Below are 14,931 nucleotides of genomic sequence, written 5' to 3'. Positions count from 1 at the left end.
TTTGGATACGCTACGCGAACAAGTCTGGCGACCGAAGACACTGACTCCTTTTGACCAACTAAGCGCGAAATATACAATTTAAATGCGTAACAGCTTACCACCATGTTTTTCTACAATGATTTGATAACTAAAGTGGCAAAACTGTAGTTGGAATTAACAATTCATTATTGACTTCTCCAATTCCTAAAAAGCGAGTCTCGGCTTCATAAACTCGCACAATACCGGGTATATCTGAACTTACACTAACCCGTTGTCCCTGACACCATTTTTGAGCAGATGTTGCTGGTAAAATAACTGAGGGCAGATGTTGTAAAGGTGCATCAAGAGGAATTGGTTGAAATATGCCGGCTTGCAGTTGAGTTTCTAAATCGCTCAATGTTAAACTTTCTGCTAACTCAAAACCACTACTTACAGTACGCGTCAAAGCGGCGAGGGTTCCCCCAGTTTGTAAAACTGCACCTAAATCCCGCGCGATCGCTCTAATATATGTTCCAGCACCACAAGCGATCGCAATATCTAACTCCGGAAAATCCCCTTCCCGCCAAGCTAAAATCTCCATTTGCAACACTTCTACTGTGCGTACAGGAACTTCTACTTTTTCCCCTCGCCTTGCTAAATCATATAAACGCTGTCCATCTACTTGAATAGCGCTATAACTAGGGGGAATTTGCTCAATTTTTCCTAAAAATTGCGGTAAAGCTGTTTCTACCTCAGCCAAGCTCAAGCGAGGACAAGGCGCAGAAGTAATAACTTCCCCTTGTAAATCATCGGTTTTCGTCTGCACGCCAAACCTAATGGTGGCATTGTAAGCTTTATTACCTGGCAAATATTGTAATAATCTGGTAGCTCTACCAAATGCGATGGGTAAAACCCCCGTAGCTGCTGGATCTAAAGTTCCCGCGTGTCCCACACGTTTGAGGCGCAGGAGTTTCCGCACCCGCGCCACACAATCATGAGAAGTCCAGTCAAATGGTTTGTTTAAGTTAAGAAAACCTTGCACAGTTGAATTTTAGAAACCGAAGATGATATTCTCCCACAAAAATTATGTAGAGACACGAGCGATCGCACTCAACATAATTTTTGTATGAAACTCCACCTCATTCACTCACAAGAATTTTCCTAACTCCTAAGGGAGCTTCAAAAAATTCTGCCAATTTCTGGACTTAATATGAATTTTACTCCCCCCTGCTCCCTGCTCCCTGCCCCTCTGCTGACAAAGCAATAGGATATTTTTTTGGTTGGAAATCCCCAATCCCCAACTTACAGAAACATAATCACATGCAGCAGCGCCATACCTACATCCAACATCCAAAATCCAAAACTAACGATGGAGTTAGGTGACTTTTGGCTCAATCCTTTAGCTGCTTTACCTTCGGTGTCAACGATTTGTGCTAATTCGGTGGGTTGTAGAGATTGCACAAAACTCACACTTAAAGGCTGACTAGAAATAGCTTTGGCGTAGGCGGCGTTCAGATAGGCGAAGTATGTTGAAGTTCCTGCAACATACGTTTGGAAGAAGGGTAAACTCAAAGCATTCATGTAACGATGTGCTTGAGCTGGATTATCACCAATAACTTGAGCCAGCGACCCTACAGCCTCGCGATCGCTATTACCATTACCAATGGTAGAAAAGTGACTTGCACCAATTAGCATTACTAAATACTTTTGAGAATTCGCAAACCAGGAGAAGGGGACAATTTGCTCAAATAAAGCTGGTGCAACCGTATCATCACTACTACCAACCAGCATCACGGGAATTTTAACTTGGCTCAAGCCAGCTTTACCAAAAATAGAGCTAGTAATCGGGTTAACTGCGATCGCAGCTTTAACTCTCTCATCCCGCAAGTTGATTTCTTCCCCAGACTGCCCATTTTTTAACGCTAAGGCGCGACATTGGAGAAGTAAAGACATATTCCAAGTATCTTCGAGTAACTTTGGCTGACAATCTCGTTGCAGTTGCTCAAAGTTAATCTTAGCGCCCGCTAAAGCTAAGGCTGTATAACCGCCTAAAGATTGTCCAAACACTCCTACTTGTTGCAGATTTAACTTACCTCTAAACCGAGAATCAGACTGGTTCGCTGCTTCCAGTTGATTCAGGATGTATTTCACATCTAAGGGTCGATTGGTAAATTCATCTGCTTGTGTAACTTCAATAGTCTTGTTATTAATTGGCGATCGCAATTGTTCCGCATCGCTATGATTAGGCACAACAAGGGCAAATCCATAGGAAGCTAAATGAGTAGCTAAATAACGGAAATTGCTGCTATCTGTACCCAAACCGTGAGAAATGACAATTACTGGTGCTGGACTTTGGACATTAGGTATATAAACATCCGTTGATAATTGCCTACGTCGTGACAAGTCGAAAAACTCCAGTGCGTATTTTTGCGCTGTAAATTTTCCTAGTTGTCGTAAATCTGGCAATTGCGAGAAATTTATTGATTCTTGGTTAGTAGCTTCTATATTGGACTTACGGTTAACTTCTGCGATCGCCAGGCTAGTTTCATTGATCAGCTGTTCTAGTTCCCCAGCTATCCCCATACTGTGCGCTAAATCGATATTAATACTGCTATTGGGATACTTGCGTAACAGATTTAATAATGTTAGCCCTCCCGGTTCCGCAGCCGCAGAAATAAACGCCTCACGTAAAGTTTGATATTCCGGTTGTGTTTGTGGAGATGTTGTTTTAATTGCTTCTGCTAACCGTCGGAGAATAAATTCCCCTTGTGGTGTGTAGAGAAATTGTGCAACCACGACCGGACTTACTTTTACAGGGGTAAGTAAAATTCTCCGTAAATCTTGGAGTTTTTGTGGTGGTAGGTACTGTTGGTAAACATTCAGCTTGTTATCAATTACACCAGTTTGGGCATAAGTTTCTAAAGAAGTTATCGGTATAGAAAGTCTGAAAGCTGAATAAGAACCATAAACTTGTTCTGCTGCTAACACAGAATTACTCATTCCAAATGTTGGCAGCAACACTGAAAGAACCAGCACTATTGAAATTCTTCTCAGGCTGCTGGCCCACTTACCATACAAACTAATCATCGCTCAACTGTTTCGGTGATGTGGTGTCACGAGGCGTTGGCTCTGGTAGTTATTCGGACACCCTGGTAAGGTTATTTAATATTAATCGCCTCATTAATTCGCAGATTTTTGAGTATTTATCTCGTTGTTACAATGCCAAAAATTAAATGTAACAAAGCCATCCTGATACTACAAATATCTACTTGGCAAGAGAGTTACTCAACTGGTTGATGCTTACTGTGAAATCATAACAAAGAAAAAAATACCCTGCCTCAGTATTTCTAATGTAGCTTTCCATTGATGATTAATTTAGTACAATCAAGAGACAGTAAAAACTCTGAAATATCTACGATTTATTCAGTTTTTACTATAGCAATTGCCACAGCGCCAGTAACAACTAAAGCAGATCCAATCAGTCCTAAAAATGTAAATTTTTCTGGTAGAAGTAATGAAGGTGCAATTACTGATACAATCCCAACTGCAACTAAAGTTACAACAGGTGCCAAAGCTAATACTGCACTCACTCGTGAGGCTTCCCAATGTGCCAATGATTCAGCAAAAGCACCATAGGCAATTACTGTATTTAATGCACAAAAAACCAATGCGCCCAAATAGAAATTACTAAGTGTAAAAATTGTTTGACTTGTCGCTAAGGGAGCAAATAAAACAGCGCATCCACCATAAACAACAAGCATAATTTGTGCAGAAGACCAAGATTGTAATAATTGTTTTTGTGCTAAAGCATAAATAGCCCATGCTGCTGCACCTAAGACAATTAAGGCACTGCCAAAAAGATAATTATGATGGTCTGTAATTAAATTAGTCAACTGTTCGTGAAAAAATAAAATATAACCGAGAGTCAGTACACATACTCCCATCCATTGATGTAGTTTGTAACGTTCTCGAAAAACAATTAACCCTCCCAAACCCAAGAAAACTACAGACAACTGAATAATTACTTCCGCAGTTGCAGGTGAAGTCAGTGACAAACCTTGCAAAAATAAAAAGTAATTCAACGCTAAAAAAATGGTTGCGATCGCTAATAACTTCCAAGATGCAGAACGCAATTGTGCGAATGTCGGTAATTTACCTTGTACCCCTAAATATACAGCCAACAAACCAAAAGCTACCGAAAATCTAAACCATATAACTGTATAGACATCAAGCGCTTTAAGAGTCACCATCAGGGCGATAGGTAGAACACCCCACAATATCACCGTTAGCAGCGATAAAGCCAGCCCTAAACGCCAGCGACCAGAACTTTGATGCATAGTTAAAGGTAAAGAGAAAATTATAGATTGTATTTAGGAATTAGTGGTCAAGCTAAACTACATCTATTTTGCATATTTCAAATGTCTATAAATCTTGAGGAATTGGTATCTAGCCTGTACAAAATATGCAATTTAAATGTGAAACAGCTAAATAAATTCGTTCACGTAGGATGCGTTAGCGATAGCGTAACGCATCACTGCCAAAATTTTTCATAGGTTACTAAGACACCAGTAGCGCATTCATCAGCACAAAGTATTTTTACTTTCTTACAACTTGTAAATTGTCTTGAATAACTTAGACATGGAAAATTTACTATAAAACATACTTATTTTTGAAAATACTTTCATTTAGTAATTATGTTTGCAGATTTTAAAACTTTATTCATACAGCCAGCTATTATTACCAGTGCCTGTATTACTGTTTTGATGCTAGGTATTCAAAAACTGGGAGTTATAGAACCGCTAGAACTAAAAGTGTATGACCGCATGATGCAAATGCGCGCCGATCCAGGGGTAGATCCCAGGTTGTTAATTGTTGCAGTCACAGAACAAGACCTCAAAAAATGGAATTGGCCCCTTTCTGGGGAAGTTTTAGACCGGGCTTTAGGCAAACTAGAAGCATCTGAACCTCGGGCCATAGGTTTAGATATTTTTCGTGACTTACCAGTACAACCAGGACATGAAAAACTGCTAAAGCGCCTACAAGATAGCGATATTATCACTCCTGTATGTAAACATTCCGAAAAAGCCAACCCAGGAAATTCCGGAACAGCACCACCTCAAGGCATAGAAACAGAACGATTAGGATTTAGCGATGTTGTAGAAGACACTGATGGCGTAATTCGCCGTAATCTTTTCTCAGTAGGTACAGATCCCAAAGATTCATGCCAAGCTGTTTTTTCCTTTAGCTGGCAGTTAGCACTCAAATATTTAGCAGTAGGAGGCATTCAACCCCAATTAACCTCTAACAAACAACTGCAACTGCGTAATATTATCTTCAAACCTCTACAACCTAATGATGGTGCGTATCAGCACGCTGATAACACAGGTTATCAAATCCTGCTCAATTATCGTTCTCCCCGCCAAATTGCCCAGCAGGTGACAATTACTGAACTACTTTCCGACCAAGTAAAACCAGAATTAGTCAAAGACCGCATCGTTTTAATTGGTTCTACAGCATCTAGCCTCAATGATTTTTTTAACACGCCCTATGGTACGGGTAAATCAGATCGTTCTGGGAAAATTCCTGGAATTGAGCTTCACGCCCACAGCATCAGCCAAATTCTGAGTGTAGTTCTCAACAAGCAGCCGCTATTTTGGTTTTTACCAGAGTGGGGAGAAGTATTGTGGATTTGGGGATGGACTTTAGTAGGGGGATTAATCGCTTGGCGCATTCAGCATCCACTTGGCTTAGGCATCGCAGAAGCCACAAGCATATTAGTGTTATGTGGTAGCAGCTTTGTAATTTTTACCCAAGCTGGATGGTTTCCTGTAGTATCTCCAGTATTGGGATTATTATTTGCAAGCGGAGGCGTGCTAGCTTATACAGCCTACCAAAGCAAGCAAGAACAAGCAGTGATGATGCAAAAAGTCCAAGAGCAAAAAGAATTAATTGCTCAACTGCAAAACTTTGTTAGCCGGAGTAACGACGCTACCACAGTAGCCGCCATCACACATACGTTCTCTCCCATCACTCAAGAACTCCAAACAAACACCATACTCAACAAGCGTTATAGAATTACTAGTAATTTAGGTTCTGGTGGCTTTAGCTATACTTACTTAGCAGAAGATACCCAACGCCCTGGATATCCTCAATGTGTAGTTAAACAGTTGCGTCCTGCTAGCCAAGATACTGAATATTTAGATATTCTCAGACGCTTATTTAAAACAGAGGCCAAAATTTTAGAAATTGTGGGTAACCACCCACAAATACCATCTTTACTGGCGTTTTTTGAAGAAAATAAGCAATTTTATTTAGTACAAGAATTTATATCTGGGCATCCTCTTTCTGAAGAAATCAATTCAGATAAACGCCTCCCACAAACTGAAGTTATAGATATTCTCAAGGATGTTTTGCAAGTCTTAATTTTTATTCACAGCTATGGTGTGATTCATCGAGATCTCAAACCTAGTAATTTAATTAGGCGAGAATCAGATGGACGCATTGTTGTAATAGACTTTGGTGCAGTCAAGCAAGTACAACCACAAGAACAAGACAACCAAACGATCGCCATTGGTACACCTGGCTATGCAGCAACTGAGCAATTGAGTGGTCAACCCACCCTCAACAGCGATATTTTTGCCTTAGGAATGATTGCTATCCAAGCTTTAACAGGGGTATACCCCAAAGTCTTCCGCAGAGATATCAATACAGGAGCAGTTATTCTCCCAGTAGAATCCGAAACAGACGATCAGGCTTGGAAATATTGGTGGGAACTAGCAGAAACGACCGATACCTTTGCCAGAGTCCTAGATAAAATGGTACACCTCGACTTTACCCAAAGATATCAGTCAGCCAATGAAGTATTGAATACTTTGGAAAATTTTTAGGGCATTGGGCATTGGGCATTGGGCATTGGGCATTGGGCATTGGGTAATTGGTAATAGGTAATTGGTAATTGGAGTTTGTCATTCGTCATTTGTCATTTGCTGTTGGTTCTTCCACTTTCCCCTTTCCCCTTTCCCCTTTTCCCCAATCTCCAGTCCCCCTCATCTCCCTTCTCCCCAATCCTCTGCGAGCTGACTCAGCGCTTTTGCTAAATATGCATACTGCTCTAGCGTATTGTAAATTTGTGCGGATATCCGCAGCAGCAGGCGCGGGGATTCCTGCCAGGGTACTACCTGTACTTGAATGCCAAATTTATCAAATAATTCATCATGTACAGACATAAAATGCCGATTTTCCGATGCAGTTGGCATGGGTACAACTGCCATCGACCCAATCATTGACTCGGGACAAGGTGGTAAAACTCCCAGGGACTGGCAAAGTAACTGTCTGGCTTCTAACACTAACTGATGATTTCGCTGCCTCAGCTCATCCCAACCACCAGGAAGCAAGGAACCCATAAAAGCGATCGCTTCGGGAACGCACATATAAGCTGTAGGATCGTCTGTACCCATCCAATCAAATTCTAGTTGAAATCTCGATTTATCAGTTCTGGGTGAATTAGCACCATGACTAATTGTCAGAGGACGAATTTCTGGCTGTTTATCTCGTTGCACGTACAAAAATGCGGCTCCCTTGGGCGCACATAGCCATTTATGGCAATTGCCTGTGTAATAAGTTGCCCCAACTTCTCGCAGATTCAGCGCTATCATTCCCGGAGCATGGGCACCATCTATGAGTGTATCTACGCCTTGCTGTTGCAATTCCTGAATTAACTGCTGAATCGGGAAAATCAGCCCTGTCTGGCTGGTTATATGATCTATTAGGGCTAACTTTGTTTTTGGCGAAACTCGCTCCATTACCGCCGCTATTAACTGCTGTGGCGACTCAATCGGAAACGGAATTTTAGCAATTACTATTCTTACACCAGTGCGACTAGCAATAAAATCTAAAGCATTGCGGCAAGCGTTATATTCGTGGTTGGTTGTCAAAATTTCATCTTCAGCAGTGAAGGTAAGCGATCGCAATACTGCATTTACACCAGTCGTCGCATTATTGACAAATACCACATCCTCGCTATCTGCACCCACAAACTCCGATAGTTTGCTTCTAGCGTTATCTATCAGGGGTTCCCACGCTCTGCCAAAAAAGTTGATTGGCTCTTGTTCCAGCTGCGATCGCAATTCTTGCTGAACTCTTAGCACCGCTTTCGGACAAGCACCAAAAGACCCATGATTCAGAAATGTTATTCCTGAATCAAGAATCCATAAGTTTGCATATTCTGAAGATTGAAGTTTGAAATTTACCTTTTCATCCTTCATTCTTCACCTTTTATCCTTTTTAACTCCCCAGGCTGGATTCGAACCAGCGACCAATCGATTAACAGTCGATCGCTCTACCACTGAGCTACTGAGGATTGCTCACAGTTTTTAATCTTAAAGGTAAAAATAATATTTGGCAAGTACCTGGGCCAATTTTTTTTTAAATGCCTAAAACTGGGTAATTTTTGCAGTCCAAATAGGCTCTGGATTTAAAGCAGAGATTTCACAGATTCAAAATATCGATCTACTTCAATCCCATTCGCAGTTCTACCAAACGCTCCCGAGACTTAGCATCAATGGCGTTAGCCAAAAATCTGCTTTTAGATTGTTTGCGTGATTGATACTTATGTCGCATCCGGCAAACAGTAGTTTCTACTTCGCCACATAGTTGTTGTGCAGACAACCATTCAGCACCATACCCCTGTACCATCAGCTGCTGTGCCCGATCTGACGTAGCGACAATCACGCGAGAAATTCGCGACTGAATTATTTGGTAGCGTAAAGACGCACAGAGTTTTTCAATATAGGTATCTGCTGTTTGCCCAAAATCAGTATAGTGAACTGATAATAGCTCTGTAATAACTTCTTTGTTACTACAGGTATTTTGATATTGGGCATCAAAAACGATTTGAGTATCGTAACCTTGAAACGAACTATAACTAGTCATCGTTTCCACTAATTCAACTCGTGCAGCTTCAAGTCCTGAATTATCACGAGTTTTTTTCAAACAAGGCCAAGCGCCAATTATGTTGTAGCCGTCTACTAACAAAACGGCTTGGGTTAAGGAACGGGGCATGGTTTTTAATCACAATTATCTAGAGTTGACAAGATTCGTTCATAACTTTATATAGTAATTGAAGCACCGCTTGTCACACTATGTTACAGAACACAAAAGTTGTTTAAAAATACAGCTAAAAATTGAAAACGCGCCTTTCACAGGCGCGTTGCAGTTGTTGAAGTTATTTTGTTGAATTGTGAGATGCGGACAAAGAACTAGCAAAGAAATTGTGATTTTATGACACTTCTTTGTGTACTTCCATCAAACGCTGTTTGAGGCGCAGGGGTTCACCTTGATCTACAAGCAAACCATTTTCTAATAAGAAAGCACCGTCACAATAATTCAACTCATCTAAGCGATGGGTTACCCACAGCGCTGTAATACCACGACTTTTGACAAGGTTACGGACACCAGCCACTAAATCTAGTTGGCTATCTGGATCTAAGAGGGCAGTGGGTTCATCTAATAGTAAGATTTCACAGCGACGTGCGATCGCACCAGCAATTGCCACTCGCTGTTTCTGTCCACCACTCAAAGCATATATAGGGCGACGTTGTAGGGTGTGTAAATTCACAGCCCCTAAAGCCTCCTCTACTCTGGCTCTAACTGCTGCAGGGGGCAATTTTTCTTCGACTAATCCAAAAGCCACATCTGCACCAACTGTGGGCATTACCAGTTGATGATCGGGATTTTGAAACACAAAGCCCACGGGATGCAACACACCAATTTCTCCTGATGTGGGAGCTAATAATCCTGCTAACAATCTTAGTAGCGTTGATTTACCACTGCCATTTGTACCCAGAAGCATCCAAAATTCGCCTCTAGGGACTTCTAGAGAGCAAGATTTAATGGCTTTCTGCCCACTTGGCCAACTAAAGTGTAAATCCTTAACTTTAATTCCCGCTTCCGCCATTTAGATAACCTGCTTACTCAGCAGTCAGGGAAACAAATCCAGGTGGCCTACCACTGCTAGTGGTAACACCATCTTTTTGCATAATCTGTACCCCAGAAATTTCACTAGCACGAACAGCAATTTTTTTCTCTGTCTTGCCTTCACACTTTAGTTCCACAATGTCCGGGTTACCAGACCGCATCGCTGCCAAAATCAGTTGATAGACAGCCTCAGCATCCTCTGCTGACTTACGTTGTACCGATACTGGGAAAGCCGTATTTCTGACGGTTAAGTCGATGGTAAACATTTAGCATTAATCAATTTAACTGTAGCACTCATTCTAGCGCTAGCTGCTTGATTACTGGTGTAGGGCGGTGGAGGGAAAAGGGGCAGGGAGCAGGGGGCAAGGGGATAAGAGACTGAGGATAAGGGAAATTAGGGGGAAATCCAATTACCAATTACCAATTACCTATTACCCAATCCCCCATGCCCTATGCCCCTTTCCCATAAATATATACAAATCTTAAAAAAAATTTAAATATACCTGGAAATATTAGAGATTTGCACCTAACATAATTAGAGACAGTAAAAAATTGTAAACTGGAAACAAAAGCCAGTTCACTTTCTGTTCATAGAGAGCTAAATCTTAGCGATCTATAATACAGAAGTAAAAACCCGTACTTATAAACATTTTGGAGATTTATTCTCATGACCATCGCAGTTGGGCGCGCCCCCAGTAGAGGGTGGTTTGACGTTCTAGACGACTGGTTGAAGCGCGATCGCTTTGTATTCGTAGGTTGGTCAGGGATACTATTATTCCCCTGCGCTTTCCTGGCACTAGGCGGTTGGCTCACAGGCACAACCTTCGTCACGTCATGGTACACCCACGGTTTAGCATCTTCTTATTTAGAAGGCTGTAACTTTATCACAGTAGCTGTATCCACCCCAGCCGATAGTTTGGGACATTCCCTCCTGCTGCTGTGGGGGCCAGAAGCGCAAGGAGACTTCACCCGTTGGTGTCAACTAGGGGGGTTATGGACATTCGTGGCGCTACACGGAGCCTTTGGATTAATTGGCTTCATGTTGCGGCAGTTTGAAATTGCTCGTCTAGTAGGAATCCGCCCCTATAACGCCTTGGCATTCTCTGCACCAATTGCAGTATTTGTCAGCGTGTTCTTGATGTACCCCTTGGGACAATCGAGCTGGTTCTTTGCACCCAGCTTTGGCGTAGCAGGAATTTTCCGCTTCATCCTATTTGTACAAGGATTCCATAACTTCACCCTCAACCCCTTCCACATGATGGGAGTAGCAGGTGTATTGGGTGGTGCATTGCTGTGTGCGATTCACGGTGCCACAGTGGAAAATACACTGTTTGAAGACGGTGAAGCTGCGAACACCTTCCGCGCCTTCAATCCCACCCAATCAGAAGAAACCTACTCAATGGTGACTGCAAACCGTTTCTGGTCACAGATTTTCGGGATTGCCTTCTCCAACAAACGCTGGTTACACTTCTTCATGCTGTTTGTGCCAGTCACAGGTCTGTGGATGGCAGCAGTGGGTATCGTCGGTATCGCTCTCAACCTGCGGGCTTACGACTTCGTATCGCAGGAATTGCGGGCGGCTGAAGACCCAGAATTTGAAACATTCTATACCAAAAACATTTTGCTGAACGAGGGTATCCGCGCTTGGATGGCTCCTCAAGATCAGCCCCACGAACAATTTGTCTTCCCTGAAGAAGTGCTACCTCGTGGTAATGCTCTCTAATTAGCTCATCAAGAGTTGATTGACCTTTAACATTCATCATTCTCTAGGTTTGAAAATCCCTCGACCATTTTGGACGGGGGATTTTTTTATCTAGTTGGGAACTGCCAGAAAATAAATTCTCCAATATACTCCGAGAACATTTTCTTTTTCCCCCCTGCTGGTTGAGACGCGAGTAATCGCGTTTCATTCATGCCTCCTCCTCAAACTCAGCGATAGTATCTTTTTTTAGTTGGAAGCCCCCAGTTGGTGAATTAGAGAAAATTTATGTGCTATATTTAGTAAAGGTTCTAAACCCGGAGTAAAGATACTCTGCCTTATTGAGACTAAGACCGCTTAGGCAACAAGGAGGTGATGCCCATGATAGAAAGTAGTAAACGCATGGGTCATCAGGTTGCAGTTAGCCGGCTGTGCGCCGGGGCTGTTCTCTAAAAGTTAGCCTTAGTTCTCTTAGAGATACTAAGTGTAGCTCAAGTAGCTAGGCTGATGCACGGAGTTCCTTCCGGCAGTCTGGTTGCAACCTGAAGACCCGACTAGACCGCTCTGACTTAGATTATCCGATCTAAATCAGAGCGGATAGTTTTTGGAGGTGGCTAATAACAAAAGTATTTACTTAAAACATAAAATCAGCATCTATGCAATCTTCATAATAGATGCAGTACAAATACTAGTAGCACCCTGAAAGCTAAAAAGTAACTAATATTACAACAAGAGGAGTTGAATATGGCGCAGCTACTCACGCAGACGGAAATTCAAGAAAAAGTAAGTGGGCTTTCAGGCTGGACTGTTGAAGGATCTAAATTAAAGACTACGCGTACTTTTAAAGATTTTATTCAAGCAATTGAGTTTGTTAACAAATTAGTGGAACCTTCTGAGTCCGCAGGACATCATCCTGATATAGAGATTTCCTATAACAAAGTGAAAATCCAATTAACCACACATGACTCAGGTGGTTTAACACCAAAAGATTTTCATCTAGCAGAGGTAATTTCCCAAATTAACTGACCTGAAAAAATACTGGAGGCAGAAGCGGAAAAACTAATTTTTATGCATTCTGGTGTACGTAGTTCATACTTACTACTTAAGTAAATAGGAATTTAGTAAATTCTCTAAAGCTACTCCCAGAAGAAATATATTAGGTTAAGGGTGTGACAGTTGTTTTGGCGATCGCTGTGATGTTGTCATCTGCCTGAGATGTTTTATAATGATATGCTATAAAGGTGTGTTTTTGCATAAGTTAATTCCATCAATATTTAACATCAAGTTAATCGGTGATTAGCTTTGCAAAAACTAGAATTGTAGTAGTGGCAACTATGCCTCATCGAAAGGCCCTAACGAGATGTCGCATGTTTGAGAATTAGGTGCAACGAAAACAATTATCTATACAAGGTGTGAGGAGAAAAGACAAAATGTCTCATATATTATGGAAATCCCTGGTCGTCAGTCCAGCAGTTTTAGGAGCAACGCTGCTAGTTTCAGCATCAGCAATGGCAGCTCCCAATACTACAAAAGAAGTATCTGCAGCTGATAAACAAGCAGCAGTTGAAATCGCTCCCAAGGCAGCAGAAATCATCGCGCAAGCTGCCCCAAGCAGCGATGATGCCAAAGTTTTAGATCAAGTTAACCGCTACAGCAAAGAAGGTAGCAGTAACTCTCAAGCTCAAGTGACATCGGTTTCACAATTCTCCGATGTGCAACCAACTGACTGGGCTTTCCAAGCATTGCAATCGTTGGTTGAGCGCTATGGTTGTATCGCAGGTTATCCAAATGGTACTTATCGCGGTAACCGTGCTTTAACCCGTTATGAATTTGCGGCTGGTTTGAATGCTTGTTTAGACCGTGTTAACGAATTGATTGCCACAGCAACAGCTGATTTGGTAACCAAGCAAGATTTAGCCACCTTACAAAGGTTACAAGAAGAATTTTCTGCAGAACTAGCAACCTTACGCGGTCGCGTTGATTCTTTAGAAGCACGTACTGCTGAATTGGAAGCCAATCAGTTCTCCACTACCACCAAGCTAGTCGGTGAAGCTATTTTTGCTGTGAGCGATGCTTTTGGTGGCAGAACAGGTGATGCTAACAATACTGTATTCCAAGACAGAGTTCGTTTAGCGTTGGAAACCAGCTTCACTGGTAGAGACAAGTTAACAACTCGTCTAGCTGCTGGTAATGCTTCCGCTTTCTCCTTGAGAGACCAAGCTAATACTATTCTGAATACCCCACTGAATGGTACCAGAGAAGGAACTCAAACCTATCAAGTTGGTAGCACTGGTAATAATGGTGTGAGAATTGATAGATTAACCTATGAAGCTCCCATTGGGCCAGCTCAAGTTTATCTTGCTGCTAGTGGCGGTCGTCATGACCACTATGCGGCTGTTAACAATCCTTATTTCCATGATGGAGATGACGGTGGTAACGGAGCTTTAACTACCTTTGCTTCTGAAAGCCCCATCTATCGGATTGGTGGTGGTGCTGGTATCGCGGTTAATCTACCCTTTAGCAGCGGTGGCAGTATATTTAAGCCCAGCTCCATTACCTTAGGTTACTTAGCTTCAGATGCCAATAACCCTGGTAACAATACAGGTTTATTCAATGGTAGCTATGCTGCTTTAGGACAGTTGAACTTTGCAGTAGGCGATCGCTTGGCATTGGCTGCTACCTATGTCCACGGTTATCATGCTGCTGGTACTGCCCTATTTGATTCTGGTGCTGGTCTGAATGGCAACAATGGTCTAACAGGTGGTGTTGTTGGTACTGGTCAAGCCAACTATCTCGGCAACACGCTTGTACAAACCGCAGCTAACAGTAACTCTTATGGCGTTTCTGCAGCATTTAGACCCAGTAACAACTTGTCACTGAGCGGCTTCGTCACTTACCACGATGTTAATGGCGTAGGTGCTGGAGACGACTTTGAGGCTTGGAGTTATGGTGGTGGTATAGCTCTACCTGACTTTGGTAAGAGAGGTAACGTATTGGGTATTTTCGCAGGTGCTGAACCTTATGCACGTAACCGTGTAACACCTGGTGGATACAGTGGTGGTAATGCACCAATCCACGTTGAAGGTTTCTACAAATATCGTGTATCTGATAATATCTCCGTTACACCTGGTGTTATCTGGTTGAGAGCTCCTGGACAAAACAATGCCGAAGAAAATGCATTCATCGGTACACTCAGAACCACCTTTACCTTCTAGAAGCTGGCTCCAGGGTCAATAATTAAACCAATAAAATCGAAACTCGATTATCCCCCACCTTTTGGTGGGGTTTTTTATTTTCAG

11 protein-coding genes and 1 tRNA gene are annotated in these 14,931 nt (G+C 42.2%); 4 read left to right on the top strand and 8 right to left on the bottom strand.

The window, feature by feature from the left end; translation table 11 throughout:
• Positions 1–127: 127 nt before the first annotated feature.
• The 3 genes from truB to AACU25_RS27335 all read right to left on the bottom strand — a co-directional run bounded on the left by truB (position 128) and on the right by AACU25_RS27335 (position 4,295).
• Positions 128–1,000, bottom strand: a complete 873-nt coding sequence (gene truB, locus AACU25_RS27345; protein WP_096581061.1) for a tRNA pseudouridine(55) synthase TruB — start codon at positions 998–1,000, stop codon at positions 128–130.
• A gap of 260 nt (positions 1,001–1,260) precedes the next feature.
• Entirely contained in the window at positions 1,261–3,045 is a 1,785-nt protein-coding gene (locus AACU25_RS27340) for an alpha/beta hydrolase (protein ID WP_096581059.1), read from the bottom strand.
• A 332-nt stretch (positions 3,046–3,377) separates the two neighbouring features.
• A complete protein-coding gene (locus tag AACU25_RS27335) occupies positions 3,378–4,295 on the bottom strand; it encodes a DMT family transporter (protein ID WP_096581057.1) in 918 nt (305 codons plus the stop codon).
• A 357-nt stretch (positions 4,296–4,652) separates the two neighbouring features.
• Between AACU25_RS27335 and AACU25_RS27330 the strand changes: the two genes are divergently transcribed.
• Complete coding sequence (locus AACU25_RS27330; RefSeq protein WP_096581055.1) at positions 4,653–6,845, top strand: CHASE2 domain-containing serine/threonine-protein kinase; 2,193 nt, start codon at positions 4,653–4,655, stop codon at positions 6,843–6,845.
• Positions 6,846–7,004: 159 nt separating this feature from the next.
• Here the strand turns inward: AACU25_RS27330 and AACU25_RS27325 are convergent, their stop codons facing one another.
• The 5 genes from AACU25_RS27325 to AACU25_RS27305 form a co-directional block, all read right to left on the bottom strand.
• Positions 7,005–8,222: an aminotransferase class V-fold PLP-dependent enzyme gene (locus tag AACU25_RS27325; RefSeq protein WP_096581053.1), complete on the bottom strand. Its 1,218-nt coding sequence runs from the start codon at positions 8,220–8,222 to the stop codon at positions 7,005–7,007.
• Positions 8,223–8,245: 23 nt separating this feature from the next.
• Positions 8,246–8,317: transfer RNA gene (locus tag AACU25_RS27320), tRNA-Asn, on the bottom strand.
• Between the two features lie 149 nt (positions 8,318–8,466).
• Positions 8,467–9,018 (bottom strand): NYN domain-containing protein, encoded by a 552-nt coding sequence (locus AACU25_RS27315; RefSeq protein WP_096581051.1) that lies wholly within the window; start codon positions 9,016–9,018, stop codon positions 8,467–8,469.
• 217 nt (positions 9,019–9,235) lie between these two features.
• Positions 9,236–9,913 (bottom strand): ABC transporter ATP-binding protein, encoded by a 678-nt coding sequence (locus AACU25_RS27310; protein ID WP_096581049.1) that lies wholly within the window; start codon positions 9,911–9,913, stop codon positions 9,236–9,238.
• A gap of 13 nt (positions 9,914–9,926) precedes the next feature.
• Positions 9,927–10,199 (bottom strand): UPF0367 protein family, encoded by a 273-nt coding sequence (locus AACU25_RS27305; protein WP_045873276.1) that lies wholly within the window; start codon positions 10,197–10,199, stop codon positions 9,927–9,929.
• Between the two features lie 401 nt (positions 10,200–10,600).
• On the opposite strand from AACU25_RS27305, the gene psbD reads away from it, so the two are divergent.
• From psbD to AACU25_RS27290, 3 genes are all read left to right on the top strand, one after another.
• Positions 10,601–11,656, top strand: a complete 1,056-nt coding sequence (gene psbD / locus AACU25_RS27300) for a photosystem II D2 protein (photosystem q(a) protein) (protein ID WP_045869084.1) — start codon at positions 10,601–10,603, stop codon at positions 11,654–11,656.
• 720 nt (positions 11,657–12,376) lie between these two features.
• Positions 12,377–12,658: a 4a-hydroxytetrahydrobiopterin dehydratase gene (locus AACU25_RS27295; RefSeq protein WP_096581047.1), complete on the top strand. Its 282-nt coding sequence runs from the start codon at positions 12,377–12,379 to the stop codon at positions 12,656–12,658.
• 404 nt (positions 12,659–13,062) lie between these two features.
• Positions 13,063–14,847 carry an iron uptake porin gene (locus AACU25_RS27290; RefSeq protein WP_096581045.1) on the top strand — a complete coding sequence of 595 codons (1,785 nt, stop codon included), beginning with the start codon at positions 13,063–13,065 and terminating at the stop codon, positions 14,845–14,847.
• Positions 14,848–14,931: the final 84 nt, after the last annotated feature.

The sequence above is a fragment of the Tolypothrix tenuis PCC 7101 genome (genome assembly GCF_963874875.1).
In the GTDB taxonomy this organism is placed as follows: Bacteria; Cyanobacteriota; Cyanobacteriia; order Cyanobacteriales; family Nostocaceae; genus Aulosira; species Aulosira tenue.
Note: the sequence above shows the minus strand (reverse complement) of the source record. Positions and strands in the feature narration are given on the sequence as shown.

Excerpts from the sequence above, each read along its gene's own strand:
- AACU25_RS27330 (WP_096581055.1), top strand. The coding sequence starts at position 4,653 with ATGTTTGCAGATTTTAAAACTTTATTCATACAGCCAGCTATTATTACC.
- AACU25_RS27335 (WP_096581057.1), bottom strand. The coding sequence starts at position 4,295 with ATGCATCAAAGTTCTGGTCGCTGGCGTTTAGGGCTGGCTTTATCGCTG.
- AACU25_RS27290 (WP_096581045.1), top strand. The coding sequence starts at position 13,063 with ATGTCTCATATATTATGGAAATCCCTGGTCGTCAGTCCAGCAGTTTTA.
- AACU25_RS27310 (WP_096581049.1), bottom strand. The coding sequence starts at position 9,913 with ATGGCGGAAGCGGGAATTAAAGTTAAGGATTTACACTTTAGTTGGCCA.
- psbD (WP_045869084.1), top strand. The coding sequence starts at position 10,601 with ATGACCATCGCAGTTGGGCGCGCCCCCAGTAGAGGGTGGTTTGACGTT.
- AACU25_RS27305 (WP_045873276.1), bottom strand. The coding sequence starts at position 10,199 with ATGTTTACCATCGACTTAACCGTCAGAAATACGGCTTTCCCAGTATCG.
- AACU25_RS27340 (WP_096581059.1), bottom strand. The coding sequence starts at position 3,045 with ATGATTAGTTTGTATGGTAAGTGGGCCAGCAGCCTGAGAAGAATTTCA.
- AACU25_RS27325 (WP_096581053.1), bottom strand. The coding sequence starts at position 8,222 with ATGAAGGATGAAAAGGTAAATTTCAAACTTCAATCTTCAGAATATGCA.
- AACU25_RS27315 (WP_096581051.1), bottom strand. The coding sequence starts at position 9,018 with ATGCCCCGTTCCTTAACCCAAGCCGTTTTGTTAGTAGACGGCTACAAC.
- AACU25_RS27295 (WP_096581047.1), top strand. The coding sequence starts at position 12,377 with ATGGCGCAGCTACTCACGCAGACGGAAATTCAAGAAAAAGTAAGTGGG.